The sequence below is a fragment of the Providencia sp. genome (assembly GCF_052096715.1).
GTDB lineage: Bacteria > Pseudomonadota > Gammaproteobacteria > Enterobacterales > Enterobacteriaceae > Providencia.
Genome location: NZ_JBQDNB010000020.1, coordinates 42186 through 66332 on the forward strand (window position 1 = coordinate 42186; position 24147 = coordinate 66332).

22 protein-coding genes are annotated in these 24147 nt (G+C 38.9%); 9 read left to right on the forward strand and 13 right to left on the reverse strand.

Annotation, left to right across the window (positions count from 1 at the left end; translation table 11 throughout):
- The first annotated feature begins 120 nt into the window (after nucleotides 1-120).
- The gene (dauA, locus tag ACTH6U_RS14890) at nucleotides 121-1860 is read left to right on the forward strand and encodes a C4-dicarboxylic acid transporter DauA (RefSeq protein WP_294103371.1); all 1740 of its coding nucleotides are present in this window, start codon (nucleotides 121-123) and stop codon (nucleotides 1858-1860) included.
- Between the two features lie 253 nt (nucleotides 1861-2113).
- Here the strand turns inward: dauA and ACTH6U_RS14895 are convergent, their stop codons facing one another.
- Genes ACTH6U_RS14895 through hemA form a run of 6 tightly spaced genes read right to left on the reverse strand, consistent with a single transcriptional unit; the run spans nucleotide 2114 to nucleotide 7974 of the window.
- Entirely contained in the window at nucleotides 2114-3019 is a 906-nt protein-coding gene (locus ACTH6U_RS14895) for a TIGR01212 family radical SAM protein (RefSeq protein WP_441832522.1), read from the reverse strand.
- A 12-nt stretch (nucleotides 3020-3031) separates the two neighbouring features.
- Complete coding sequence (gene kdsA / locus ACTH6U_RS14900; protein ID WP_441832523.1) at nucleotides 3032-3886, reverse strand: 3-deoxy-8-phosphooctulonate synthase; 855 nt, start codon at nucleotides 3884-3886, stop codon at nucleotides 3032-3034.
- 45 nt (nucleotides 3887-3931) lie between these two features.
- Entirely contained in the window at nucleotides 3932-4741 is an 810-nt protein-coding gene (gene sirB1, locus ACTH6U_RS14905; RefSeq protein ID WP_294103365.1) for an invasion regulator SirB1, read from the reverse strand.
- Nucleotides 4742-4764: 23 nt separating this feature from the next.
- On the reverse strand, nucleotides 4765-5598 hold the full coding sequence (gene prmC, locus ACTH6U_RS14910; protein WP_434718856.1) for a peptide chain release factor N(5)-glutamine methyltransferase: 834 nt from the start codon (nucleotides 5596-5598) through the stop codon (nucleotides 4765-4767).
- Entirely contained in the window at nucleotides 5598-6680 is a 1083-nt protein-coding gene (gene prfA / locus ACTH6U_RS14915; protein WP_294103361.1) for a peptide chain release factor 1, read from the reverse strand. Before prfA ends, prmC begins: the two co-directional genes overlap by 1 nt.
- Before the next feature lie 31 nt (nucleotides 6681-6711).
- Nucleotides 6712-7974, reverse strand: a complete 1263-nt coding sequence (gene hemA / locus ACTH6U_RS14920) for a glutamyl-tRNA reductase (RefSeq protein ID WP_434718855.1) — start codon at nucleotides 7972-7974, stop codon at nucleotides 6712-6714.
- A 680-nt stretch (nucleotides 7975-8654) separates the two neighbouring features.
- Between hemA and lolB the strand changes: the two genes are divergently transcribed.
- The 3 genes from lolB (at nucleotide 8655) to prs (ending at nucleotide 11200) form a co-directional block, all read left to right on the forward strand.
- Nucleotides 8655-9311 carry a lipoprotein insertase outer membrane protein LolB gene (gene lolB / locus ACTH6U_RS14925; RefSeq protein ID WP_336429183.1) on the forward strand — a complete coding sequence of 219 codons (657 nt, stop codon included), beginning with the start codon at nucleotides 8655-8657 and terminating at the stop codon, nucleotides 9309-9311.
- A complete protein-coding gene (gene ispE, locus ACTH6U_RS14930; RefSeq protein WP_441832524.1) occupies nucleotides 9308-10183 on the forward strand; it encodes a 4-(cytidine 5'-diphospho)-2-C-methyl-D-erythritol kinase in 876 nt (291 codons plus the stop codon). Before lolB ends, ispE begins: the two co-directional genes overlap by 4 nt.
- A 69-nt stretch (nucleotides 10184-10252) precedes the next feature.
- Nucleotides 10253-11200, forward strand: coding sequence for a ribose-phosphate diphosphokinase (gene prs / locus ACTH6U_RS14935; protein WP_294103355.1), 948 nt, complete (start codon nucleotides 10253-10255; stop codon nucleotides 11198-11200).
- A 498-nt stretch (nucleotides 11201-11698) separates the two neighbouring features.
- Here the strand turns inward: prs and ychH are convergent, their stop codons facing one another.
- Complete coding sequence (gene ychH, locus ACTH6U_RS14940) at nucleotides 11699-11965, reverse strand: stress-induced protein YchH (protein ID WP_294103353.1); 267 nt, start codon at nucleotides 11963-11965, stop codon at nucleotides 11699-11701.
- Nucleotides 11966-12262: 297 nt separating this feature from the next.
- Here ychH and pth point away from each other — a divergent pair, with 297 nt between their 5' ends.
- Together pth and ychF are read left to right on the forward strand one after the other, a co-directional pair.
- A complete protein-coding gene (gene pth / locus ACTH6U_RS14945; RefSeq protein ID WP_294103351.1) occupies nucleotides 12263-12853 on the forward strand; it encodes an aminoacyl-tRNA hydrolase in 591 nt (196 codons plus the stop codon).
- Between the two features lie 185 nt (nucleotides 12854-13038).
- Nucleotides 13039-14130 carry a redox-regulated ATPase YchF gene (gene ychF, locus ACTH6U_RS14950; protein WP_441832525.1) on the forward strand — a complete coding sequence of 364 codons (1092 nt, stop codon included), beginning with the start codon at nucleotides 13039-13041 and terminating at the stop codon, nucleotides 14128-14130.
- Between the two features lie 287 nt (nucleotides 14131-14417).
- Here ychF and ACTH6U_RS14955 read toward each other — a convergent pair whose 3' ends face one another.
- Nucleotides 14418-15446, reverse strand: coding sequence for an MDR family NADP-dependent oxidoreductase (locus ACTH6U_RS14955; protein ID WP_441832526.1), 1029 nt, complete (start codon nucleotides 15444-15446; stop codon nucleotides 14418-14420).
- Between the two features lie 57 nt (nucleotides 15447-15503).
- Between ACTH6U_RS14955 and ACTH6U_RS14960 the strand changes: the two genes are divergently transcribed.
- Nucleotides 15504-16130, forward strand: coding sequence for a TetR/AcrR family transcriptional regulator (locus tag ACTH6U_RS14960; protein WP_294349899.1), 627 nt, complete (start codon nucleotides 15504-15506; stop codon nucleotides 16128-16130).
- A gap of 340 nt (nucleotides 16131-16470) precedes the next feature.
- On the opposite strand, the gene ACTH6U_RS14965 is transcribed toward ACTH6U_RS14960, so the two are convergent.
- On the reverse strand, nucleotides 16471-17427 hold the full coding sequence (locus ACTH6U_RS14965; RefSeq protein WP_294110701.1) for a LysR family transcriptional regulator: 957 nt from the start codon (nucleotides 17425-17427) through the stop codon (nucleotides 16471-16473).
- 107 nt (nucleotides 17428-17534) lie between these two features.
- Between ACTH6U_RS14965 and ACTH6U_RS14970 the strand changes: the two genes are divergently transcribed.
- Both ACTH6U_RS14970 and ACTH6U_RS14975 read left to right on the forward strand, forming a co-directional pair.
- On the forward strand, nucleotides 17535-17990 hold the full coding sequence (locus tag ACTH6U_RS14970; RefSeq protein WP_441832537.1) for a DMT family transporter: 456 nt from the start codon (nucleotides 17535-17537) through the stop codon (nucleotides 17988-17990).
- A 4-nt stretch (nucleotides 17991-17994) separates the two neighbouring features.
- Complete coding sequence (locus ACTH6U_RS14975) at nucleotides 17995-18426, forward strand: DMT family transporter (RefSeq protein WP_441832527.1); 432 nt, start codon at nucleotides 17995-17997, stop codon at nucleotides 18424-18426.
- Nucleotides 18427-18511: 85 nt separating this feature from the next.
- Here the strand turns inward: ACTH6U_RS14975 and ACTH6U_RS14980 are convergent, their stop codons facing one another.
- The 4 genes from ACTH6U_RS14980 to ACTH6U_RS14995 form a co-directional block, all read right to left on the reverse strand.
- Complete coding sequence (locus ACTH6U_RS14980) at nucleotides 18512-19648, reverse strand: ABC transporter substrate-binding protein (protein ID WP_441832528.1); 1137 nt, start codon at nucleotides 19646-19648, stop codon at nucleotides 18512-18514.
- A gap of 18 nt (nucleotides 19649-19666) precedes the next feature.
- The gene (locus ACTH6U_RS14985) at nucleotides 19667-21790 is read right to left on the reverse strand and encodes a TonB-dependent receptor family protein (protein WP_441832529.1); all 2124 of its coding nucleotides are present in this window, start codon (nucleotides 21788-21790) and stop codon (nucleotides 19667-19669) included.
- Between the two features lie 182 nt (nucleotides 21791-21972).
- Nucleotides 21973-22551: a HutD/Ves family protein gene (locus ACTH6U_RS14990; RefSeq protein WP_294110711.1), complete on the reverse strand. Its 579-nt coding sequence runs from the start codon at nucleotides 22549-22551 to the stop codon at nucleotides 21973-21975.
- Between the two features lie 95 nt (nucleotides 22552-22646).
- Nucleotides 22647-24071 (reverse strand): aminotransferase-like domain-containing protein, encoded by a 1425-nt coding sequence (locus ACTH6U_RS14995; protein ID WP_441832530.1) that lies wholly within the window; start codon nucleotides 24069-24071, stop codon nucleotides 22647-22649.
- Nucleotides 24072-24147 lie beyond the last annotated feature (76 nt).

Consider the following 24147-nt stretch of genomic DNA (forward strand, 5'->3'; position numbering starts at 1 on the left):
TACTTTAGTGGCCGAAAACGTTATGATAATTACGGTTTCATTGATACATAACAGATTTTTTTAATCCGATAAGCGTATTCTTATACGTTTATTTTCACCCTGTTATTTTGGTAGGGTACAATGAGTACAAAAAAAATTAATAGATTGCGCCCTTTTAGTGCGCTAATTGATTCATGTTGGAAGGAAAAATATACTTTTCCTCGTTTTATCAAAGATTTAATTGCTGGAATTACAGTTGGTATCATTGCAATACCACTCGCAATGGCATTGGCAATTGCCAGCGGAGTGCCCCCACAGTATGGCCTTTATACTGCCGCAATTGCAGGCATTATCATCGCTATATCTGGGGGTTCTCGTTATAGTGTTTCGGGACCGACAGCCGCATTCGTAGTGATTTTATACCCCGTTTCGCAGCAATTTGGATTAAGTGGGTTACTTGTTGCCACCCTCATGTCGGGTATTATTTTACTCGCAATGGGTTTTGCTCGATTTGGTAAATTTATCGAATATATTCCTGTTTCGGTAACTCTCGGATTTACCTCCGGTATTGCTATCACTATTGCAACGATGCAAATTAAAGATTTTTTTGGTCTGCAAATGGAGCATGTCCCCGAGAACTATGTCGATAAAGTCATCGCCATTGCGAATACTTTTCCGACGTTTCAATATAGCGATACGCTAATTGGCTTATCCACTCTACTAGTACTAATTTTTTGGCCTAGATTGAAATTAAAGTTACCGGGTCACTTACCTGCATTAGTTGTTGGTACTTTCGTAATGTGGATACTTTCACTATTTGATATGCAAGTTGCGACTATTGGCTCTGAATTTAGCTACTTATTACCCGATGGCACTGAAGGCAGTGGTATTCCGCCTATTTTACCGCAATTTATTTTACCTTGGGAATTACCTGGTAGTGCCCCTATTAGCTGGGCGATGATCACGGCTTTAATGCCTGCCGCATTTTCGATGGCGATACTTGGCGCAATAGAATCACTGTTGTGTGCAGTTGTTCTCGATAATATGACAGGTAAAAAACATCATTCCAATAGTGAACTTATTGGGCAAGGGATTGGTAATATTGCAGCACCTTTCTTTGGTGGGATCACCGCGACAGCTGCGATTGCACGCTCAGCAGCAAACGTACGTGCAGGAGCAACTTCACCAATTTCAGCGATTATCCACTCAATTTTAGTTTTATTAACACTACTCGTATTAGCACCCATGTTGTCATATTTACCATTAGCCGCCATGTCTGCACTACTTCTAATTGTTGCATGGAATATGAGTGCAGCAAGTAAAGTCGTTTATTTAATAAAGCGCGCACCTAAAGATGACATCATCATTCTAATACTTTGTATGTCGCTCACAGTGCTGTTTGATATGGTTATTGCCATTACCGTTGGGATTGTACTCGCATCGCTGTTATTCATGCGTCGTATCGCTAATATGACACGATCGACACAACTGCCTGAAACGGATGAAGCAAAAAAACGCTTAGTCGTGCGAATTAATGGCCCATTATTCTTTGCAGCTGCGGAGCGTATTTTTGATGAACTTCGTGTTAAAAGTGCGGGCTATGAAAGTATTGTTATGCAATGGGATGCAGTACCTGTTCTTGATGCGGGGGGCTTAGAAGCGTTTCAAAAATTTATTGAGGCAGTACGTAAAGACACCCATATTGTAGTATGTGATATTCCATTCCAACCATTGAAGACGCTTGCCCGTGCCAGAATGACACCTATAGACGGCGTTCTAAGCTTCCATAATTCAATGGAGAGTTCAATAGAAGAACTCGAAGCAATGAATAACGCAAGAACACAAACAGACAGTATTGACACTAAAAATTCAAAATCGTAAATAAAATACCGCCATATGACACTTCATGTGGCGGTATTTTGTTATTTATTCAAAACAATACATCTCATTAGCCCAAGATTGTAAACTTTGAATATTTCGTTCAACACCACGTCCCGAAAAATACATTTCTGCAATTTCATACTGTGCAACCGATTGAAATGAATAAACTCATAGTTACAAGAACAATTTTACTAAATACATTTTCAATGATGTTCATATAAACCTTTGGCAATGCGTATTAAGCCAGTAAATGTTAAAGCAGTGCAGAACCCTGCCCACCATGTTGCAAAAAGTATTGATATAAATTATTCATTCCTACCCAATGATTTTCACACCATTGTGGTGCTAATAAGGTTGGCTTTCGAGCACTGGCGCTGATCCGATGATAAACAATTTCGGAAGGTGTATGGCGGATCATTTCCCCTGCAATCTCGGTATATTCCTCTAATGAAAGCGTTTCTAATCGCCCAGCTTGCCAACTTTTTGCCATTACACTGCCCTCCACAATATGCAATGGATGCAGCTTAATACCATCAGTTCCACACTCGAGCACCTTGTCTAAGGTTTGCATATTTATTTGAGCATCCTCTCCCGGCAAGCCGCAAATTAAGTGGGTACAAACCTTAAGACCTAAACGACGCGCTTTTTGTGTTGTTGCTTGATAGGCCTCGAAATCATGACCTCGATTTATACGATGCAGTGTTTTATCATGAGCACTTTGTAAACCAAGTTCTAGCCAGATTTCATAACCCAATTCGCGATAATGGCTTAATAGTGATAAAACCGAATCGGGGACACAATCAGGGCGGGTTCCAACACATAAACCAACAATATCAGCTTGCCTTAGAGCTTCTTCATATAGTTGTTTTAGAAGGTGAACTTCCGCATAGGTGCTGGTATAGGCTTGGAAATAAGCCAGGTAACGCTTTGCTCGAGAAATACGATTAATTTGGCTATTAATTTGCTCAGTAATCGTCTGAGATGACTGACTTTCGTCAGTAAAAGAAGCGACATTACAGAAGGTACAGCCACCGCGGCCAAGCGTACCATCGCGGTTAGGACAACTAAAACCACCGTGCAGCGTGATTTTATAAATTTTTTCACCATATCGGCGCTGAAGATCAGCGCCGAACATGGAAACTACTTGTGTGAGTTGCATGATAAACCTGAATTAACAGCTAGTATCTAACTCTGGAAAACTTTTCACCAAGGTATCAATTGCTTGAATTTGCGCAAGGAAAGGTTCGAGTTTATCAAGAGGTAATGCCGAAGGACCATCACATCTCGCATTTTCTGGATCTGGATGCGCTTCAAGGAATAAGCCTGCCAAGCCGACAGCCATACCTGCTCTTGCGAGCTCAGCCACTTGGCCGCGACGACCACCAGATGCGGCACCAAATGGGTCACGACATTGTAAAGAATGGGTCACATCGAATATAACAGGACAACCTTTAGATGCATGCATCATGACATTAAAACCAAGCATATCCACAACTAAGTTATCATAACCAAAGTTTGCGCCACGATCACAAAGGATGATTTTATCATTACCACCTTCGATGAACTTTTCAACGATATTGCCTATTTGGCCTGGGCTAATAAATTGTGGTTTTTTAATATTAATCACTGCATCCGTTTTTGCCATGGCAGCAACTAAATCTGTTTGGCGAGCTAAAAATGCAGGTAATTGAATGACATCAACAACTTCAGAAACTGGTTGTGCTTGAGCCGCTTCATGTACATCCGTGATGATCTTCACACCAAATGTATCTTTCAGTTCTTGAAAAATTTTCAAACCTTCTTCAAGACCAGGACCACGGTAAGAATTAATAGATGAACGATTAGCCTTATCAAAAGAGGCTTTAAAAACATAAGGGATGCCTAATTTTTGTGTCACAGTGACATAGTGCTCACACACTTTCATTGCCATATCACGCGATTCCAGCACATTCATTCCACCAAATAGAACAAATGGTAGGTTATTCGCGACATTGATATCACCGATACTGACGACTTTCTGTTGCATACTCTTACCTTTCATATCGAGACAGATTAGCTGCCTCTACGTTAATTAATGTAATACTACCGGATGGTTATCCAATGAATAGATTTGAATCTTAATCATTTCTGATACCGGATCTTCAGGGCATTGTTCAATAAAATAATTCAGGTCGCTCAAGGCGACATGATTACAATCTAAATGTGCCAATATAAGTCCACGATCACGGATTTCATAAGGGTCTTCAGGATCAAGCGTTAATAGTGTTTCACACACTTTTAACGCTAATTCCATTTTTTTCTCTTCCATTAAAGCCGCTTTTAACGTGTCGAAGATTTTTCGAATGATCACACTATTTTCAGCTTCTTCAAGTTTATCGTAGAAGAGTTCTGAATAAGGATCAACGGTCCCTTTTAGCCACATACTCAGTGTATGCAATGATAATGTTTCACCATTCACAGGATTAATAAACCACTGAGAACCATCATTTTTTTCTGCAACAAAAAGCAATTGCGTTGGAAAAATAGCGGGGGCGATATCAATGCCTAATTGCTCAGAAATATACAGAAAAATTGAACCAAGCGTCACTGGCGTCCCTTGTTTCGAGGACAAGACTTTATCTAGCCATAACATGTCAGATAATGAATAGACACCTTCAGCTGGGCCAAATGACCACTCACCATAAAATAAGGCAATAAGTTGTTCAATTTTTGAATTATTATCGGCTTGCAAGTCTATTGCAACTTTCGCTGCTGAAACTAGGCTATCGAGTTGATGTTGAACCTTTATAAATGGAAAATCGAGGCAGATGTTCTGAGAAACCATCATGATGCCTTCACTTAAAGGTAACTTATTAAATTCAATATTTGCTATGGTTTTCATTCTTTCCCACTGCATTCGCTCACTCAGCGCTGCCACTGGCCAAGTGAGACTCTATCTCGTCCACCATAATCGAGGCAGGTTTCAATATTGGTGTACCCATGTTGTTTAAATAACTCTCGCACAGCTAATCCTTGCTGCCAACCATGTTCAAGAAGCAACCACCCTTGATTTTTCAGATAATACTTCGATTTAGCAATAATATGTGCTAAATCAGACAAACCATTATCTTTTGCTACCAACGCAGTTGTTGGTTCAAATCGCACATCACCTTCATTGAGGTGATTATCACGTTCATCAATATAAGGAGGATTACTAACAATCATATCAAATTGTTGAATCGATAGTGAAGTAAACCAATCACTTTGTATAAATTGAACATTCGAAATATTCAAACGTTGTTGATTTTTTTGCGCTAAAGCGACCGCTTCCAAACTAAAATCCACGCCAATCACGGTGCTATCAGGTAGTTCTGACGCTAGAGCAAGTGCAACTGCACCTGTACCTGTCCCAAGATCAAGCAAATGACAATGGCTTTGATTGAGGTGCGCTAACGCTTGTTCTACAAGACATTCTGTATCAGGTCGTGGAATTAATGTTGCGGGGGAAACATACAAAGGCAAAGACCAAAATTCGCGCTCGCCAATAATGTAAGCAATAGGCTCGCCCTGCTCACGCCGCTGCAAAAGTGGCTCAAGTTGAGCTTGCTCATCAGCACTAAGCTCAGTCTCACTAAAGGCAATAATATAGGTACGGCTACGCCCAGTGCAATGTTCTAATAGGATTTCAGCATCCCGTTTTGCACTGTCGCTAGCAGACAGCCGACTGCCTGCCTGCTTTAACCATTCACTAAATTGCATTAATCCTGCTCAGACAAAGCAGAAAGTTGGTCAGCTTGATATTCGTTGATAATAGGTTGTATCAATGAATCTAATTTACCTTCCATCACTTCATCCAAACGATATAACGTGATATTAATTCGATGGTCAGTCACACGCCCTTGTGGAAAATTATAAGTACGGATACGGTCTGAACGATCGCCTGTTCCTAACAAATTACGACGCTCCGAAGCTTCAGCAGCTTGACGCTTAGCCATTTCTGCTTGACGAATACGCGAACCTAACACTGACATCGCTTTCGCTTTGTTTTTATGCTGAGAACGTTCATCTTGACACTCGACCACGATACCCGTTGGAATATGCGTAATACGAATAGCAGAATCGGTGGTATTTACGTGCTGTCCACCCGCTCCTGATGAACGGAAAGTATCAATACGGATATCAGTCGGACTGATCTCAGGTAATTCGGCTTCTGGTAATTCAGGTAAAATGGCGATAGTACAAGCAGAAGTATGAATACGACCTTGTGACTCAGTTTCAGGAACACGTTGAACACGATGCCCGCCTGATTCAAATTTCAAACGACCATATACGTTATCACCTGAAATTTTTGCAATAACCTCTTTATAACCGCCATGTTCACCATCACTGGCGCTCATCAATTCAACCTTCCAGCGATTATTTTCAGCAAAACGGCTGTACATACGGAATAAATCGCCCGCAAATATTGCGGCTTCGTCACCGCCTGCACCTGCACGGATCTCCAGGAAGCAGTTATATTCATCATCGGGATCTTTCGGTAGTAACAGTAATTGTAATTCCTGTTCTAACTCTTCATTACGCGCTTTGGCATCTTTTAGCTCTTCTTGAGCCATTTCTTTCATTTCAGGATCATCTAACAGCATTTCAGCGGTTTCAATATCATCCTGCACAGCGCGCCATGATGTGAAGCATTTAGCAACATCAGATAACTGTGAATATTCTTTTGATAAAGCACGAAAACGGTCTTGATCGGCAATTACACCTGCATCTGCAAGGTGCGCTTCAATTTCTTCGTAGCGTTCTTGTAATGCTTCTAGTTTTGCGACAATAGAAGGCTTCATTCGTTATATCAGACCTATGATTAAAAAGTGGTTATTGATGGTCCAGCCCTAAGCTGTCCCTAAGAAGATTCAAACGCTCAATATCACCATTCCCAGCAGCTTGCTGCAAAGATTTGGTTGGAGCGTGGATAAGTCGGTTGGTTAATTGCTGCGATAACTGCATAATCACTTGCTCAGGATTAGCGCCTTGACTTATTGCCATCAACGCTTTTTCGGTCATATTAGCCCGAATTGCCTCAGCCTGCTCTCTATAATCGCGAATTGTAGATACCGCCGATTGTGAACGCAACCAATCCATAAAATGGCTACTTTCTTGCTCAACAATAAATTCAGCTTCAACAGCTGCGGCTTTGCGCTGAGCAAGGTTCTGCTGAATAATAGACTCTAGGTCATCAACAGTATAGAGATAAACATCTCTTAATTTATTAACATCTTGTTCAATATCACGAGGCACCGCAATATCAATCAATAACATAGGCTTACTACGACGCGCTTTCATTGCACGCTCGACCATTCCTTTACCAATAATAGGTAATGGACTCGCAGTAGAACTAATGACAATATCCGCTTCCGCTAGGCGGTTATCAATATCTGATAACGTAATGACCTGCGCATTCACTTCATTTGCAAGTAACTCGGCACGCTCACGGGTTCGATTAGCTATCATCATGCATTGAACCCCATGCTCTCGCAAATGGCGTGCAACTAATTCAATCGTTTCACCAGCACCCACAAGCAAAATAGTTAAATTTTTCAATGATTCAAAAATCTGCCTTGCGAGAGTACAAGCTGCAAACGCAACTGATACTGCATTTGCGCCAATATCTGTTTCGGTACGTACCCGTTTAGCCACGGAAAATGACTTTTGAAAAAGACGCTCTAATTCACTGGATAATGAATGATTACCTTGTGAAAGTGCAAATGCTTTTTTCACTTGCCCCAAAATCTGAGGCTCACCGAGCACTAATGAGTCAAGCCCACTCGCTACTCGCATTAAGTGGCTCACAGCTTGGTCATCTTGATGCCAGTAAAGACTCGGTTTCAAATCTTTAGGGGTTATATCATGAAAATCACACAACCAATTAATTAATTGCTCTTGTGCTTTCTCTTGTGTTCCTAAACTTAGATACAGTTCAGTTCTATTACAAGTAGACAACACAACGCCCCCGCTTACATGAGGCTGCTTAAGTAGCTCCCCAAGTGCATGGTCAATTTTATCAGGACCGAAAGTCACCCGCTCACGCAGGGCTACTGGTGCTGTTTTGTGGTTAATGCCTAATGCTAATAAGGTCATTGTGCTTACGACAGGCTCACATTGCTAATTATTTATCATTATAAGTAATGCCAAATAATAACGGCACGACTGTTGTTTATATTGGTGTATTGTAGATGATTAGCGCACATCGATCTACGGGTAGAGATTAGCTATCATCAGAAAGATGATCGACACCAAAAAATTAACCTACAATTGAAGCAAAAATATCAAGTAAACTCGGTGATTAAATATTGATTAAATAAATTTTAAAGCTTTATTTAATTTTACTATTCTGCACAATTCTTTTCTATTCTTCTGTTAATATTTTATAACTTATAAAATTATCAATAACAATAACATGCATATAGAATGCAATTATTTCGCACACAAAGCAAATGGGCTTTCACGATAAAAGTGAACAAATAAACCCAATCTGATTGATAAATTAGCAATATTGGCGCATTTTTTCTTTATGTTGAATCATTAAATACGGCATTAATATCATTGAGTAAAGAATATCGAGTATTCATAGTAAAAATTACTCAAGATTAACGTCCCATTAAACTGCTAAACTAATACTCATAGTACTTGCTCATAGTGTAATCACTGCCGACCTCGCCCAGCTAATGGAAAAATGATAAAATCATCCCGTCGCCAGTAAAAATAAGTTGTTACCTAAAATTATGTTGTCACGGAATACTATGTTGAGACTCGATAATATGTACTTTTCCCCAAATTTGTCATTTCGCCACCCTGCTAAAGGATTTTTACGTCTATTACCGCTTTCGTGTTTAATGCTAACCGCATGTGTGACAACGTCACAAAACACCACTAAAGGGACTGGCTCAGCCTCGGATGCACAATGGAAAACCCATCAACAAGAACTGGCTCAATTACGTGATTACCAAACTCGGGGTTCTTTTGTTTACAATGGTGGCGAAACAAAAACCTATGCAAAATTTTTCTGGCAACAATACACGCCTGAAAAGTATCGTTTGCTACTGACTAATCCACTTGGCAGCCGTGAGCTTGAACTGACTGTTGAACCAGATTTGGCACGTTTGACCACCAAAGATGGTAAAACACATATGAGTGATGTCCCGAGTGAGCTCATTTATCAATTAACAGGTATGGAAATTCCATTAGATGACTTAACTGCCTGGCTGACCGGCTCTCCGGGACGAGCGACTGAATTTACTTTAGATGAAAATCATTTATTAAAAACAGTTATGTTTGAACAAAATGGTGAAAAATGGCAACTCGATTATATTTCCTATGACAACAAAACGGTGCCAATGCTCCCTAATCACCTTGAACTACGCCAAGGTAATAGAATAATCAAATTAAAAATGGATAGCTGGACACTGAAAAAATGACCTTAACTTGGCCCTCACCCGCAAAATTAAATCTCTTTTTGTATATTACAGGACAGCGACCTGACGGTTATCATGAGTTACAAACCTTATTTCAGTTTTTAGATTATGGTGATGAAATTACTGTCACGACGCGTGCCGACAACCAATTAAATCTAACCACAGAAATGTTAAGCGTTGAGCCTGAAAATAATTTAATTGTCAAAGCAGCTAAGCTTTTACAATCTTATTGCAAAAATACCCTACAACATCAGGGAGCTCTTGGTGCTGATATCAGTATCCATAAGATTTTACCAATGGGTGGAGGGATTGGCGGCGGCTCTTCCAATGCTGCAACAACATTAATTGCATTAAATGAACATTGGGGAACACAAGTTTCTGATGAGGTACTCGCGGAGTTGGGTAAAACGCTTGGCGCTGATGTGCCCGTTTTTGTTAAAGGGCATGCTGCATTTGCCGAAGGAATTGGTGAAATTTTAACCCCTGCGTCCCCAAAAGAGAATTGGTATTTGGTCGCGCACCCCGGAATTGAAATTTCAACCCCGACAATCTTCACAGATCCGCAATTAAATCGAAATTCTCCAAAACGCTCTCTAGCCGCATTATTACTGGCTCCGTACGCTAATGACTGCGAACCAATTGCAAGAAAACGTTTTCGTGAGGTTGAACAGCTAGTTTCTTGGCTGTTACAATACGCTCCGTCTCGCCTAACAGGAACAGGCGCTTGTGTTTTTTCTGAATTTAAAACACAAGCTGATGCCCTTAAGGTGTTAAATAAAGCCCCATCGTGGGTGCAGGGATTTATAGCCCAAGGGGCAAATGAATCACCGCTGCACAGATTCCGCGCTGGGATAACCCGTGTATTGCACCAATAATCACTGATATCATCAATCAATGTTATTGGTCAACAATATCTCTCTGGACGCAAGCCTGAGGTTTTTCTCGTGCCCGATATGAAGCTTTTTGCTGGTAACGCTATACCGGAACTAGCACAACGTGTTGCTAACCGCCTTTACACTAATCTTGGAGACGCGGCTGTTGGTCGTTTTAGCGACGGCGAAGTCAGTGTTCAAATTAATGAAAATGTTCGCGGTGGTGATATTTTTATCATCCAGTCAACCTGTGCACCAACCAATGATAACCTGATGGAACTGGTTGTTATGGTCGATGCCCTGCGCCGTGCATCTGCTGGTCGTATTACCGCTGTTATTCCTTACTTCGGTTATGCAAGACAGGATCGTCGCGTACGTTCTGCCCGTGTACCAATCACCGCTAAAGTTGTTGCAGATTTTCTGTCCAGTGTTGGGGTTGACCGTGTTCTTACCGTTGACTTACATGCAGAACAGATCCAGGGCTTCTTTGATGTTCCTGTTGATAACGTATTTGGTAGCCCTATTCTTCTGGAAGATATGCTACAGAAGAACTTGGAAAACCCAATCGTTGTATCTCCAGACATCGGCGGCGTCGTTCGTGCTAGAGCAATTGCTAAACTGCTAAATGACACTGATATGGCTATCATTGATAAACGCCGCCCACGCGCAAACGTTTCTCAAGTAATGCATATTATTGGTGACGTTTCAGGTCGCGACTGTATTCTAGTTGACGATATGATAGATACAGGTGGCACGCTATGTAAAGCTGCTGAAGCGCTGAAAGAACGTGGTGCTAAACGCGTATTTGCCTATGCAACTCACCCAATTTTTTCAGGTAATGCTGTACACAACATCAAAAATTCAGTTATTGATGAAGTTATTGTTTGTGACACCATACCTCTTTCTCCTGAAATCAAAGCATTGCCTAATGTTCGCACCTTGACCCTGTCAGGTATGTTAGCTGAAGCAATCCGTCGTATCAGTAATGAAGAGTCTATATCAGCAATGTTCGAGCACTAATACCTGAAAACGGGGGTATTAATATCCCGTTTTTTTATTTAAGCTAAACAAAGCGATAGGTCACGAAAGAAGTAGCGCCCCTACAGTTGACATCCAACTGTAGGGGCTTTATTTTTTTATTCATCTCACTTAAACCATAATTCGATTACCTCATTCATAAATACACTCCTCATAAGAGTTCTTCAGGATTTCTTAATATTCAAACTTATTAATGGCATCATGATAATAAAATATCATGATAAACAAATAGATATATATTATCTGTGGTTAATTTGAATAATTGATTTGGGTAACGAATGAGTAACTAATTTGAATGGATGTTAAGCTTTGATAATAATTTAATACTAATAGGCATGATAAAAGACATAAGAGCGAGTTCCCTATATAAAGAACATCACTCTTATTATTCATATTATTAATAACTGCAATGTATTAACTACTCGATAATTGTCAAAATTATGCAATTAATACTCTATAATTATTGCTATGCCGTTAATATTATGGATAACGATGATTGTCATTACGATAGTGATGTTTTAGCAGCCAGTAACGGTCTGCAACTTTTTCTCTACCGCCAACTCTTGCACCTACTAACCAAACTAATGCCCCAATAAATATGCCGAAGAGTGAGCCGTTAGTAACTAATTCTGACAATCCGAAATTGACAACGTGAGAGAATAGATTAATTCCGATGCTACCAATCATCATGATTAACCCTATTCCCATTAAAACATTACCAACCACATGAGCAAATTTACGTTTCATACTACCTCCACTATCAGTAACCTGATAAGTCAGCAAGTGTAAAAAAATTCGGTAAAACTTTATATTTATGTAAGTATTATAGTGCGCTAAGTAAAATTATTTGCGATAGACATCACATGTACAGAATTTTACCGATAAATCTGCACATAATGTGCCTTTCTCAAAGCAATACTAATAGCGAATAATTCAGATGATGATAATAATCATGGTTACTTTATGAGTAGCATTTTTTACATCCTTTCTCTCACAGGGTAAACTAGGGCATTATTTCTATAAACTGACTGTGAAATCGAATCCGTGAGCAAAATAAAATTAATTGTTGGTCTTGCTAATCCAGGCGCTGAATATGCGCAAACTCGACATAACGCAGGAGCATGGTATGTTGATTTACTAGCCGATCGTCATAATCAACCGTTAAAGGAAGAGCCAAAATTTTTTGGTTATACTGCACGTATTAATATTGGTGGCAATGATGTTCGCCTTTTAGTGCCAACAACATTTATGAATTTAAGTGGTAAAGCCGTTGCTGCAATTGCAAATTTTTATCGTATCGAACTTGATGAAATTTTAGTCGCTCATGACGAACTCGACTTTCCTCCCGGCGTGGCAAAAATGAAGCTGGGTGGCAGTAATGGTGGACATAACGGTTTAAAAGATATTCAAAGCAAATTTGCTAATAATCCTAATTTTTATCGGTTACGTATTGGCATTGGTCATCCTGGCGATAAAAGTAAAGTTGTCGGCTTTGTTTTAGGAAAACCGCCCATGTCCGAACAAAAACTAATTGATGAAGCTATTGATGAAGCATTAAGCTGCACTGAAATCCTTTTAACTGAAGGTATGAATAAAGCAATTAACCGACTACATAGTTTTAAAGCAACATCATAAGAATAAAACTAATCATACAAAATTAATTGCTACTTTGATTATTGTTACAATAAAAATAAGTTTATAAGGCCAACCACCTCTAAGACTTCATTTCATCAAAGTCTACTTTTTGTGTATAATCAGCGGCAATTTTCTAACATCAGGTGCAGCACAAGTCTGCCCCTTGCTATTAAGGATCGAGACATATGGGTTTTAAATGCGGTATCGTTGGTCTGCCTAACGTGGGTAAATCCACACTTTTTAATGCATTGACCAAAGCCGGTATCGAAGCGGCCAACTTTCCTTTTTGTACGATTGAACCCAATACGGGTGTTGTGCCAATGCCAGACGCACGTCTTGATCAATTAGCCGAAATCGTAAAACCACAACGTATTTTGCCAACCACGATGGAGTTTGTTGATATCGCAGGTTTGGTTAAGGGTGCATCCAAAGGTGAAGGCCTCGGAAATCAGTTTTTAACGAATATCCGTGAAACCGAAGCTATTGGCCACGTAGTTCGCTGCTTTGAAAATGACAATATCATTCACGTTTCAGGCAAAGTCGACCCTGCATCTGATATTGAAATCATCAATACAGAACTTGCATTATCTGACCTAGATGCTTGTGAGCGAGCAATTCACCGCGTACAGAAACGTGCAAAAGGTGGCGATAAAGACGCTAAAGCAGAATTAGAAGCATTAGAAAAATGTCTGCCTCACCTTGAACAAGCAGGCATGTTACGCAGCTTAAATTTATCTGCGGAAGACAAAGCCGCTATCCGTTACTTAAGCTTCTTAACCTTAAAACCGACAATGTACATTGCCAACGTCAATGAAGATGGTTTTGAAAACAACCCATATTTAGATGTGGTTTATAAAATTGCTGAATCAGAAGGTTCTGTAGTTGTTCCTGTCTGTGCAGCAATCGAATCTGATATTGCAGAACTTGAAGATGCAGATCGTGAAGAATTTATGGCTGACTTAGGTATTGAAGAACCTGGTCTTAACCGTGTAATTCGTGCTGGGTATGAGCTACTGGAACTACAAACTTACTTTACAGCGGGTGTAAAAGAAGTTCGAGCTTGGACTATCCCTGTCGGTGCTACTGCACCACAAGCAGCAGGTAAAATTCATACCGATTTTGAAAAAGGTTTTATCCGCGCACAGACTATCGCATTTAATGATTTTATTAAATATCGTGGTGAACAAGGCGCTAAAGAAGCCGGCAAAATGCGTGCCGAAGGTAAAGAATATATCGTTCAAGATGGCGATGTATTGAACTTCTTGTTTAACGTGTAAGCCTACAGTTTAAGCTCATACTGTTTCATAAAGTATCAAATCATTATTAAGCAGCATAAAATTCATAGAGTTAACTTGGATTTATGCTGCTTATTGTCTCACTGAAAAACCCCACCACTAAATGAGTATGTAGATAAGTACAACTTATTTGCCTTCTCTTCCCAAATGAGTCAATCAAGTTAACTTACATAACCAATTGAGCTTATTGATATTCACGTGACTGACCCTGACTGATAATGAACAAAATTGTTGAAATCAGTCACTGAATAATCTAATAATTTACCTGTTTAAATTTCTACAATCACTACACCGCGAGCTTTGCCTGAACAGGCTGCTTGTAAAGCAAGAGGTGCTGATTCTAAACCTTTAAATAACGTTGATGAGAATGTGATTTCTGCCCATTCGGGTTCATCAAGGCGAGCTATCCATTCCGAAAACATTTCTGGATTATTATCAGCACTATAACCACGCATAGTTACGCCTTTAACAATCAGCGAAAAAGAATCGATTTCAACTGGCGCAAACTTAGTTGATTCCTTATCTGCCAGTTCAGCTGAAAGTGCACCAAGCAATACCAAACGTGCGCCCTCTCTAGTATGTGAAACCGCCGCAGCTAATTGTTCACCACCGACAATATCCACAAATATATCAATGCCATCCGGAGCGTATCTGTGTAACTGTTCACTGATAGTGCCTTCCCCTCGAATAATCACTTGGTCATATTTGAGAGTTTGTTTCATCCATTCAACCTTATTCAGAGAACCAGTACTACCGATAATATATTTGGCTCCCATTTTACGAGCAATCTGGGCTGCCATTGAGCCAATTGCTCCAGCCCCACTCGATATAAAAATGACATCACCTGAGTGGACTTGAATACCTTTAGAAAGAGCGGCATAAGCTGTCCAGCCATGACCTAGATAAGCGGCTGGATGATGAATGTGAGTACCTAAAAATATACAATTTTCTTGTTTAACCATGGCGAACTCACGCCAACCGTAGGGATGAAATACGTAATCTCCGGGTTTTAGATAACTATTCGTTGGTGCACTAATGACTTGCCCTATGGCTGCATCTGCCAGAGTATCTCCTATTGCGATAGGTGGAAAAGGAATGCCTTCCACAGTCTCAGCTTCTTCACTCATCATCAGACGAGTAGAAATAGAGACACGAAACCAGCGGTTGCGGATCAATACATCACTGTTTGCATTAGTACATAAAGGTGTTTCCACTATTTGAAAATTATCGGGCTGAGGCATGCCCGTCGATCTTTTGCTAAGGCATATCTCTCTATTTTTTCGCTTTTCAAATAACAATTTGCTTTCCTTTAATAATGTGAGTTAATACTCATATTATCTATTGGAGAAGACAATTTGAAAACTCGCGTTCCAGAATCTCCCATTGTAATGCGTAGAGCACCAAGTCAGAACCGTTCACGGATGATGGTAAGTGTGATCCTTGAATCTGCAACTCGCGTCTTAGCTGAAACTGGTTGGTCCAAATTTACTACGAATCAAGTTGCAAGTATTGCAGGTGTGAGCATTGGATCGCTTTATCAATACTACCCTAATAAACTTGCACTGGCGGAAGCCATACGTCAGCAACATCTTGAGGATATTCTACAGGTGCTTGATGCGTGTAACAGGCAAAAACCTAACGTGACAAATGAGTTGCAATTGACTGATAGAGTTGAAGGATTAATTGATGGGATTGTGGCAGTTCATTTAATTAACCCAAATTTACATCGCATTCTATTGGAAGAAGTTCCGCTATCAGAGCGAAATGTTCACCAGAACTTTGAGCTTCTTTATGCGAATCATTACCTTAATTTCACTACTCAAATACTCGGAGAGGATTCTCCTCGCAATAAAGTGGTCAGTAAGATCCTCGCTTCGACAATAGAAGGCGTAATGCACAATGCTGCACGCCATGGGGAACTTAAATCTTCCGAAATCAAGCAAGAATTGATGTTACTGATCTGTTCGTATCTTAAAAACTAAAGAGGCCATAAGATCAAGCACTAAACCAATTTGTTTGAAAAAACCTCTTGATGAGATAGAACTTAAGAGTAATTCTATTTCCTACTCAGCAACCAAGAATGAATAGAGAGTCATCACCATTAGCAGTATCCCACCCCCAATGTTAATCACTTTTTTTAATTTAATGACATCAATTTTCTTTGAAGAGTATATTAACAAGCTGCATGCCAATATCAGCCATAGTGACATCATAATAATATGAATTAAGGATAAAATAATAAAGTCAGCTAAAAATAGCAGCTTATTAAAGCTAACTCAATAAAGTAAAATAAAAAATGGAGAGCTCTTTTTCCATTGTCATTTAACTGTGTATTTTCAGCTTTACCTCATTATTGTCTACTAAGCCCTTCTCCACTCTATTTTGATACTCACTTTGTGCTCCAAGTTGATCCTGCAAAAACTCAATCAATACTGCAACTTTTCTTGGTAAGTATTTTTTTTCTGGATAAACGACATAAATGCTATGATCAGGTAGCTCATGATCAACGAGTATTGGTACTAAATGATTATTAGTTTCATCGGCTAAAGTGATAAAATTTGGCAATAAAGCAATCCCTATCCCCTCCTCCACCATTTTTACTAAAGCTTGGCTATTATTAACACGAAAACTACCTTTAGGAATATGGCTAAATTTTTGTCCTTTATAGTAAAAAATCCATTCCTGCCCCGCTTGATAAAATGAATATGCTAAGCAATTGTGATTTTTTAAATCTGAAACTTTTTTCGGTATTCCATTTCTTGCCAGATATTCTTTAGATGCATAAAGTTGGCTCTTACAGGGAGATAATCTTCTCGCTACCAATAACGAGTCAGATAACTCACCGATACGCAAAGCGATATCATATCCACCACTAATTAAGTCAGTCACCTTATCATCTAAGAATAATTCAATCTCTAAATTAGGATATTTACGCATAAATAATGGCATCAATTTAGATAAATGTAATGTACCAAATGACATTGGTGCACATATCCGAAGTATACCTGAAGCCTTTTCACTATATTGCGAAATCATATCATCAGCTGTAATAGCCAATTGATGAGATTGCCGAATATAGTCAATATAAATGATACCAACCTGAGTAAGACTGATACTACGTGTCGTTCGGTAAAATAACTTAACGCCTAATTTATCTTCAACACCTTGTAAAGCCTTACTTACCGCAGATTTAGTGAGATTTAATGATTCTGCGGCCTTAGTTATATTTAAGTTATCTGCCACAGCAATTAAAATAGGAAAAACATTCATATCAATCATGCAATCACCCATTGTCAACTATAAGTAAACAGTATGTTTTCTTGTCAGCTAAAATAAAAAAGCATATCTTATCCATACAAAAATACAACTTAAAAAAATATATCAATATGAATAACAAGTATATTTTATCATTATATGCATTCATTTCGGGAGTACTTCTCTCATTAATGATTATGAGCAATAGCTACCTAGCTCATTTTACTACCCCCCTAACCGCCTCTTGGATAACCCATGCAATTGGCTCTCTTGTTTCCTTAATTATATATTTTTTGTATCTGAGCAAAAAGAAAGTCATTCACTCAGAACATAGAACTATTAAAATAATTTATTATCTCGGAGGAATACCTGGAGCATTCACGGTTCTTTTAGCTGCAATTACAGTTAATAGCACTTTATCATTATCTGGAAGTATTATTTTGATGATAACCGGACAAATACTTTTTAGTTTATTAATAGATGCATTTGGATGGTTTGGCCTGAAAAAAAGAAAAATTAAATTTAAAGATTTTTTAATGTGCATTCTGCTACTTAGCGGTAGTGTTTTATTAATTGTTAGCAGGTAATTAAATGACTATTTATATTTTTATTGCACTATTCAATGGTATTTGTATTGTAGCTAGTCGCACGCTAAATGGAAAACTAGCTTATCAATATAACCCATTCTATAGTGCTTTAATTAATCATGTGATCGGTTTTATATTTCTAACCTTTTTTATAATAGTATTCAAAGATTACCAATCTATTAACTTAACTGAAATTCCACTAATTACTTTTGTTGGTGGCATTATTGGCGCATTTTTTGTCGTCATTAATAGTTATGTATTGCCACTATTAGGCGTTATGTTGACCTCTGTTCTAGCTATTTGTGGCCAAATGATTTCAAGCTTACTCATTGATATTTTTAATAGTGCGCAGAACCATAATTTACTATTACAACTTGTGGGTGTCTGTTTGATTGTTGCGGGTGTTTTAATCAATTTCACTGAAAAAAATAGATAGTTCGCAAAGCTAAAACGGCACTTTAAACACTACATTAGTAGTATGCTTAAAATGCCGTTTTAATACGTTATAACTCAATTTGTTTTTATTGCGCTTGAACCCAAAAAACCCCACTACCATCTAATGCAGTAAACGTTTTATGCAAATAATCGCTATCGCCTTGTGGGTCAAGATCAGCAAATAATTCAGGATGGATGAATTTTGCTATGGCTTCCACGGCGATAATATTAAATGGTGTATCATAATATTGCTGATACAGTGCCAAAACGCGTTTATGTTGAAAAGCCTCTAGAGGACGTAATTTAGGACGCTCTAATAAAGCGGCAAGTCTATCCTGTGACTTTTGCTTTTCTCCTGTATAGCCTAGTGGCACTGATACACTGCCTTTTCGTGTACTGTCCCAATCTGCAGCCGTCATAAGATAGTAATATGGATTGCTATGAATTAATTGTTCCTCATTAATTTCACCACCCATACCGGTAGAAAACCATTGGGAACCTAAATTATTACCACCCGCTGTTTCAACAAATTCACCAAAATTACCGTTACCAAAGGTTTTACAGCAATAATCTTCACCTGTGACGCCCACTGCTCTTTCAATAAAAACGGTGGGGCGTTGTTCTTTGGTCAGCGTTGCAACACGAGAACGGATCAATTCTAATTTTTGCTGGTAAAAGCGATTGAATTCTTCTGCTTGTTTTTCTTCACCGAAAACACGACCAAGCAATTGCATACTCGGAACCGTATTTTTTAATGGATACTGTCTGAAATCGATAAAAATAACAGGTAATCCACTTTTTTCTAACAGTGATAATGTACCGCTTTCCGTTAATTTACTTTGCAAACCAATGTCAAAAATAAGTAAATCGGGTTGCGCAATTAATGCTTTTTCTACACTAAAATCAGTGGTGTAAGGATTTGGAAAAACAGGAATATCTTTAAGTTCAGGAAAATTTACCCCATATGCAGCACTGAGATCGGGCGCTTTTTTTATCAACGCATCATCCCAAGCAATTATTCCTTTTAATGGTGTTTGCGGATGTAAAATATTTAATGCAACCAGAACACGACTATCTGCTAACATCACTTTAGAAACAGGTGCATTGACCGATACCGTTCTACCTGCGATATCGGTTACTGTAATCGGTGCTGAATAGCTCGATAATGAAAAAGCCAAACCCAATATGATGTAGCTGATTTTACTTATTAATCCTTTCAACATATTAATGCCTTGTATTAATTAAAATTTCACTGATGCTTGAACATAATAAGTTCTTGGCTGTCCCACATAAATACCTGCGTTATTATCTGTGGAGCGAGTAAAATAAGTTTGATTAAATAAATTTTTAATCCCTGCTGATAGTGTTAAATCAGACAAACTTTTACCAAAATGATATTCACCACGGCCATCCCACACCATATAACCTGGAATAGTGCCATAACGACCATCAGCACTCCCTTCAGTAATATAAGAATTACCAGTACCCGGTGATTCTTGAGAGGACTGAGCATAGGTGTTCAAATTCCAAACCCAATTACCCGTTTCATATCGACTACCCGCGGTAATAACTTGTCGTGAATAAAAAGGCAGATCTTTATCAGCAAAATTTCCTTTTTTACTAATTGCTTTGGTATAAGTGTAAGTGCTGTAGACGCTTGCGCCTTCTAAAACATCTGATAGCTCAGTTAAATCATATTTTGCTGCTAATTCAATGCCTTGATGTGTAGTTGCACCTAAATTAGTCCAACCTGTTGAATTTTCGATATATTGTAGCTGATCATCAAAATCAATATAAAATAGCGTCATTTCAAGAGATAGCGCGGTATTATCGAATCTTGTGCCCACTTCATAGTTATGCGCTTTTTCAGCACTTAAACCGTTAGCTGGAGAATTTCCTACACCAGCGGTATTAAGCTGAAAATACTGTAAGCTGCCAAAGGAAGTGCTCGCGTTAGCAAATAATTTCCATTCATCATCAATATGATAAATGACGGCAAGTGCTGGTAATGGTTCGCTATAATTTTTACTGCGATTTTGATTTTTAAAGCTATCATCTAAGTGAATTTTGATATTTTCATAGCGTATCCCTGGAATAATTGTCCAGTTGCCAACATCAATAGTATCATCCAGATATATAGCATGAGCTTCTGTACCGCCAGATGTGTGTTGATAATATTGTCCAGTATCTGGACGAGAGCCTTGAGAGCCAGTTTGATACCAATTTGAACGGTACGCTTTTTCATCTGCTGTTTCATTTAAATAACGATAACCCACCGTTACCTCATGAGAAATATCATTAAAACGAAAGAGTTGTGAATAGCTTGGCTCAATTGCATATGCACTATAATGACGAGGATAAGAAACTAAACGGCTTTGCCCACCATTATCCTTTCTCTCGCTCTCAATATAGCTCCCCCGATAACTTTTACTAAACCACGTCATCAATTCAAACTGCTTGTCATCTTCTTGATGTTTATACTTAAATGACATATCTTGGCGATTACCCTCAAAGCGATCAAAAGACCGAACTGATTGGTAAGAATCTGCGTTGTATTGTGCTTGAGTCAACCCACCTGGCATGCCTGATATCGCACGATAATAGTGAAAATTAGCGAGAATTTCGTCGTTATCGGTTAATGCATAGCGTGTTTTTAGGATAAGATCATCAATATCGGTATTATCATTACTTTTACGATACCCTTGACCATGTAATCCTGAATAGAGCAATAATGCGCCTGCTGAATTATCTGATTTTGAACCCCCAACTGAAGCATCCACGCCAGTTTTCAAGCCACCCGTTTTTGCACCTTGAGTCTGTATTGCCGCACTACCGCCAAATTCTTTAGGAATTGGTTTTGTCACAAAATTAATAACACCACCTACGTTTTGGGGCCCATAACGTACCGATGCCCCACCCCGGATCACATCAATAGACTCAATTGAGCCCAAAGATAGCGGTGACATGGATAGCTGGGGTTGCCCATAAGGTGCGGCCGCTAAAGGCATACCATCGAGTAAAATTGTTGAACGTGGTGAAAGGCGTGATGTCAGCCCCCTAACTCCCACATTCAAAGAAACATCACTGCCTCCTGTCCCATTGCTTTCACGAACCTGCACACCGGGTATGCCTTTTAAAGCATCAGCAATGGTTACACTTCCTGTCTCTTTTATTTGCTGTTTTGTTTTGACCGTTCTAGCACCTGGATGATTAAATACCACTTCGCTATCATCTGCACTTTCTAACCAATTTCCAACGACAGTTATCTCATCATTTTTATTGTTATCAACAGCATAGGATTGGTGGCTAAACAGTGCGATAAAGACAGCGAGAGGAGTAAGTCGTGAATATTTTTTCGGTTTCATAAATAAAAGCATAATCTATTAAAGTAATTAAGAGCGATAATGATAATTATAATCATTGCTCATAATCAACTTAATTTACTTATTATTTTTTACATATTTAATTCTATAAAACATTACATAATATAAGGTTTTTCCCCTACTTTAATTTATTGTTTTTATTTATACATTCCATTTAATAATATTTAAGATAAGGTTGAATTAGGTAAAATCTCAATCCAAATTAATTGACTCTCTGAAGTCTGCGGTGTTAACTCTCCTTCGCCGATATCAGGCAACCACCAACCACCTTGCCCTACCGTCATCACATTGCAACTAGCCCCTGTTACACGCCATTCCCCTGATAATACATATACGATACCCGCTTGATTTATTGGTAATTTTTTTGAGTTACTAAGAATGTGTTCCTTCACAATCCAACGCTCTTCATTAAAAATAAAATTCAATAAATGTACCGGTGTTTGTTCTATTTCAACACTGACATATTGATATGCAGGTAGGCGAATAGCTTCGCCTAACTGTTTTAATTGATGTTTAAAACTGTAATTATCCGTTATGCACAGTTCTTGGTTATCAAGGAGAATCGCGAGTCGCTCCCCTGATGAATATTGTTTAAGAAAACTATTTTGATTAATTGTAGAAATGCTTGCGCGCAATGAATAATCAGATGCAACGGGCCAGCAAAAGACCTCTTGACTAGCACCGCATCCATCACTCCACTCACGAGTCGGCAATTCAATTACATTGAAACATTTAATTTTCATATTCCCCCCGAGTACAACTACTTAATGCTATTCACTCAACACTTAGATTCGCAGAGTTAATATCTCAAGGCAATGAATTTTCAACGATAATGTGACTAATCGCGCCTCTCTTCAATTAAGTAATGACATAAATGACCTAAAACTTTCATCGCCTGCTCAATACGCTCATTCCAGGTAAAAGATACATTAAGACGAAATGCATGATTAAACTGTTCACTCGTAGAAAACATGCTTCCCGGCGCAATACTAATACCTTCTTTAAGTGCAAGTTGATATAAACGAAGTGCATTAAAGGGCGGTTCAAATTCTAACCAAAGAAAATACCCCCCTTTTGGCGTGTTCACCTTGACGGACGAAGGTAAATATTTCGCTATTGCACCCAACATTTGATGTTGACGTTGCTCCATTGTTTGGCGCAATTTTCGCAAATGATTATCGTATCCACCTTGCGTTAAATATTCAGCAATCGCAAGTTGTGTTGGCACGCTAGCTGATACGGTACTCATCATCTGTAAATGTTGAATTTTAGATGCATGATGCCCAGCAGCAACCCAACCTACTCGATAACCAGGTGCTAAACATTTTGAAAATGAAGAACAATGAAAAAAATTACCCTTGCTATCTAATGCTTTCGCAGGGATTGGCTGTTTATTACCGAAATAAAGCTCGCCATAAACATCATCTTCAATTAATGAAATTTGACGTTTATTTAAAATATCCACCAATCGTTTTTTATTAGATTGTGGCATAGTGCCACCTAATGGATTTTGAAAGTGAGTCATTAACCAACATGCTTTAATCGGGTACTTATCAACAATATCCTCTAATGCGTCAAGATCAATACCAAATAAAGGATCTGTTTTGATTGCAATCGCTTTAAGTTTCAAACGTTCAATGGCTTGTAATGAGCCATAAAATGCAGGTGATTCAATAACAACCCAATCGCCAGGCTGCGTCACTGATTGTAAGCTCAATACTAACGATTCCATTGCACCCGCAGTGATAACAATTTCATCAGGGGCGACATGAATACCTTGCATAGCATAACGTTGAGCTATATTACGTCGTAATTGTTCATTTCCCGGTGGTAAATTAGCCGTGGTATTAAATTTTGCTAATCGCCTTGCTACCGACGCCAGAGATTTTGCTAATTTAGGATCATCTAATAGAGCAGGTTCTGGAAAAGCAGAGCCAAAAGCAATGATATCAGGATCTTTACAAGCCTGTAATACGCCAAAAATGGAAGCATTAATCTCTACATTCTCATTCAGATGTAGCCCTTTACCACCTTTTGCCGCAGCAAATGCATTATTACGGTTCGCGACGTAATAGCCCGATTGTGGACGCGCAACAACCCATCCTTGGCTTTCAAGGAGTTGATACGCTTGTACAACGGTCATTAAACTCAGACCCGATTGTTTTACGCTTTCCCTAAGAGAAGGCAATCTGTCCCCAACTTGCCAGATATTGTCTTCAATTTGTTGACGAATTTGTGCTGCTAATTGTTCATATCTCGTCATCGTCGCCCCAACTGTTATAGTTAATGTCTCAATAATTGTTACTATTATAGTTTATCGTCTCATGTTCTACTAATCC

Excerpts from the sequence above, each read along its gene's own strand:
- dauA (WP_294103371.1), top strand. The coding sequence starts at position 121 with ATGAGTACAAAAAAAATTAATAGATTGCGCCCTTTTAGTGCGCTAATT.
- ACTH6U_RS14895 (WP_441832522.1), bottom strand. The coding sequence starts at position 3,019 with ATGCAACTCACACAAGTAGTTTCCATGTTCGGCGCTGATCTTCAGCGC.
- kdsA (WP_441832523.1), bottom strand. The coding sequence starts at position 3,886 with ATGCAACAGAAAGTCGTCAGTATCGGTGATATCAATGTCGCGAATAAC.
- sirB1 (WP_294103365.1), bottom strand. The coding sequence starts at position 4,741 with ATGAAAACCATAGCAAATATTGAATTTAATAAGTTACCTTTAAGTGAA.
- prmC (WP_434718856.1), bottom strand. The coding sequence starts at position 5,598 with ATGCAATTTAGTGAATGGTTAAAGCAGGCAGGCAGTCGGCTGTCTGCT.
- prfA (WP_294103361.1), bottom strand. The coding sequence starts at position 6,680 with ATGAAGCCTTCTATTGTCGCAAAACTAGAAGCATTACAAGAACGCTAC.
- hemA (WP_434718855.1), bottom strand. The coding sequence starts at position 7,974 with ATGACCTTATTAGCATTAGGCATTAACCACAAAACAGCACCAGTAGCC.
- lolB (WP_336429183.1), top strand. The coding sequence starts at position 8,655 with ATGTACTTTTCCCCAAATTTGTCATTTCGCCACCCTGCTAAAGGATTT.
- ispE (WP_441832524.1), top strand. The coding sequence starts at position 9,308 with ATGACCTTAACTTGGCCCTCACCCGCAAAATTAAATCTCTTTTTGTAT.
- ychH (WP_294103353.1), bottom strand. The coding sequence starts at position 11,965 with ATGAAACGTAAATTTGCTCATGTGGTTGGTAATGTTTTAATGGGAATA.
- ychF (WP_441832525.1), top strand. The coding sequence starts at position 13,039 with ATGGGTTTTAAATGCGGTATCGTTGGTCTGCCTAACGTGGGTAAATCC.
- ACTH6U_RS14965 (WP_294110701.1), bottom strand. The coding sequence starts at position 17,427 with ATGATTGATATGAATGTTTTTCCTATTTTAATTGCTGTGGCAGATAAC.
- ACTH6U_RS14970 (WP_441832537.1), top strand. The coding sequence starts at position 17,535 with ATGAATAACAAGTATATTTTATCATTATATGCATTCATTTCGGGAGTA.
- ACTH6U_RS14975 (WP_441832527.1), top strand. The coding sequence starts at position 17,995 with ATGACTATTTATATTTTTATTGCACTATTCAATGGTATTTGTATTGTA.
- ACTH6U_RS14980 (WP_441832528.1), bottom strand. The coding sequence starts at position 19,648 with ATGTTGAAAGGATTAATAAGTAAAATCAGCTACATCATATTGGGTTTG.
- ACTH6U_RS14985 (WP_441832529.1), bottom strand. The coding sequence starts at position 21,790 with ATGAAACCGAAAAAATATTCACGACTTACTCCTCTCGCTGTCTTTATC.
- ACTH6U_RS14990 (WP_294110711.1), bottom strand. The coding sequence starts at position 22,551 with ATGAAAATTAAATGTTTCAATGTAATTGAATTGCCGACTCGTGAGTGG.
- ACTH6U_RS14995 (WP_441832530.1), bottom strand. The coding sequence starts at position 24,071 with ATGACGAGATATGAACAATTAGCAGCACAAATTCGTCAACAAATTGAA.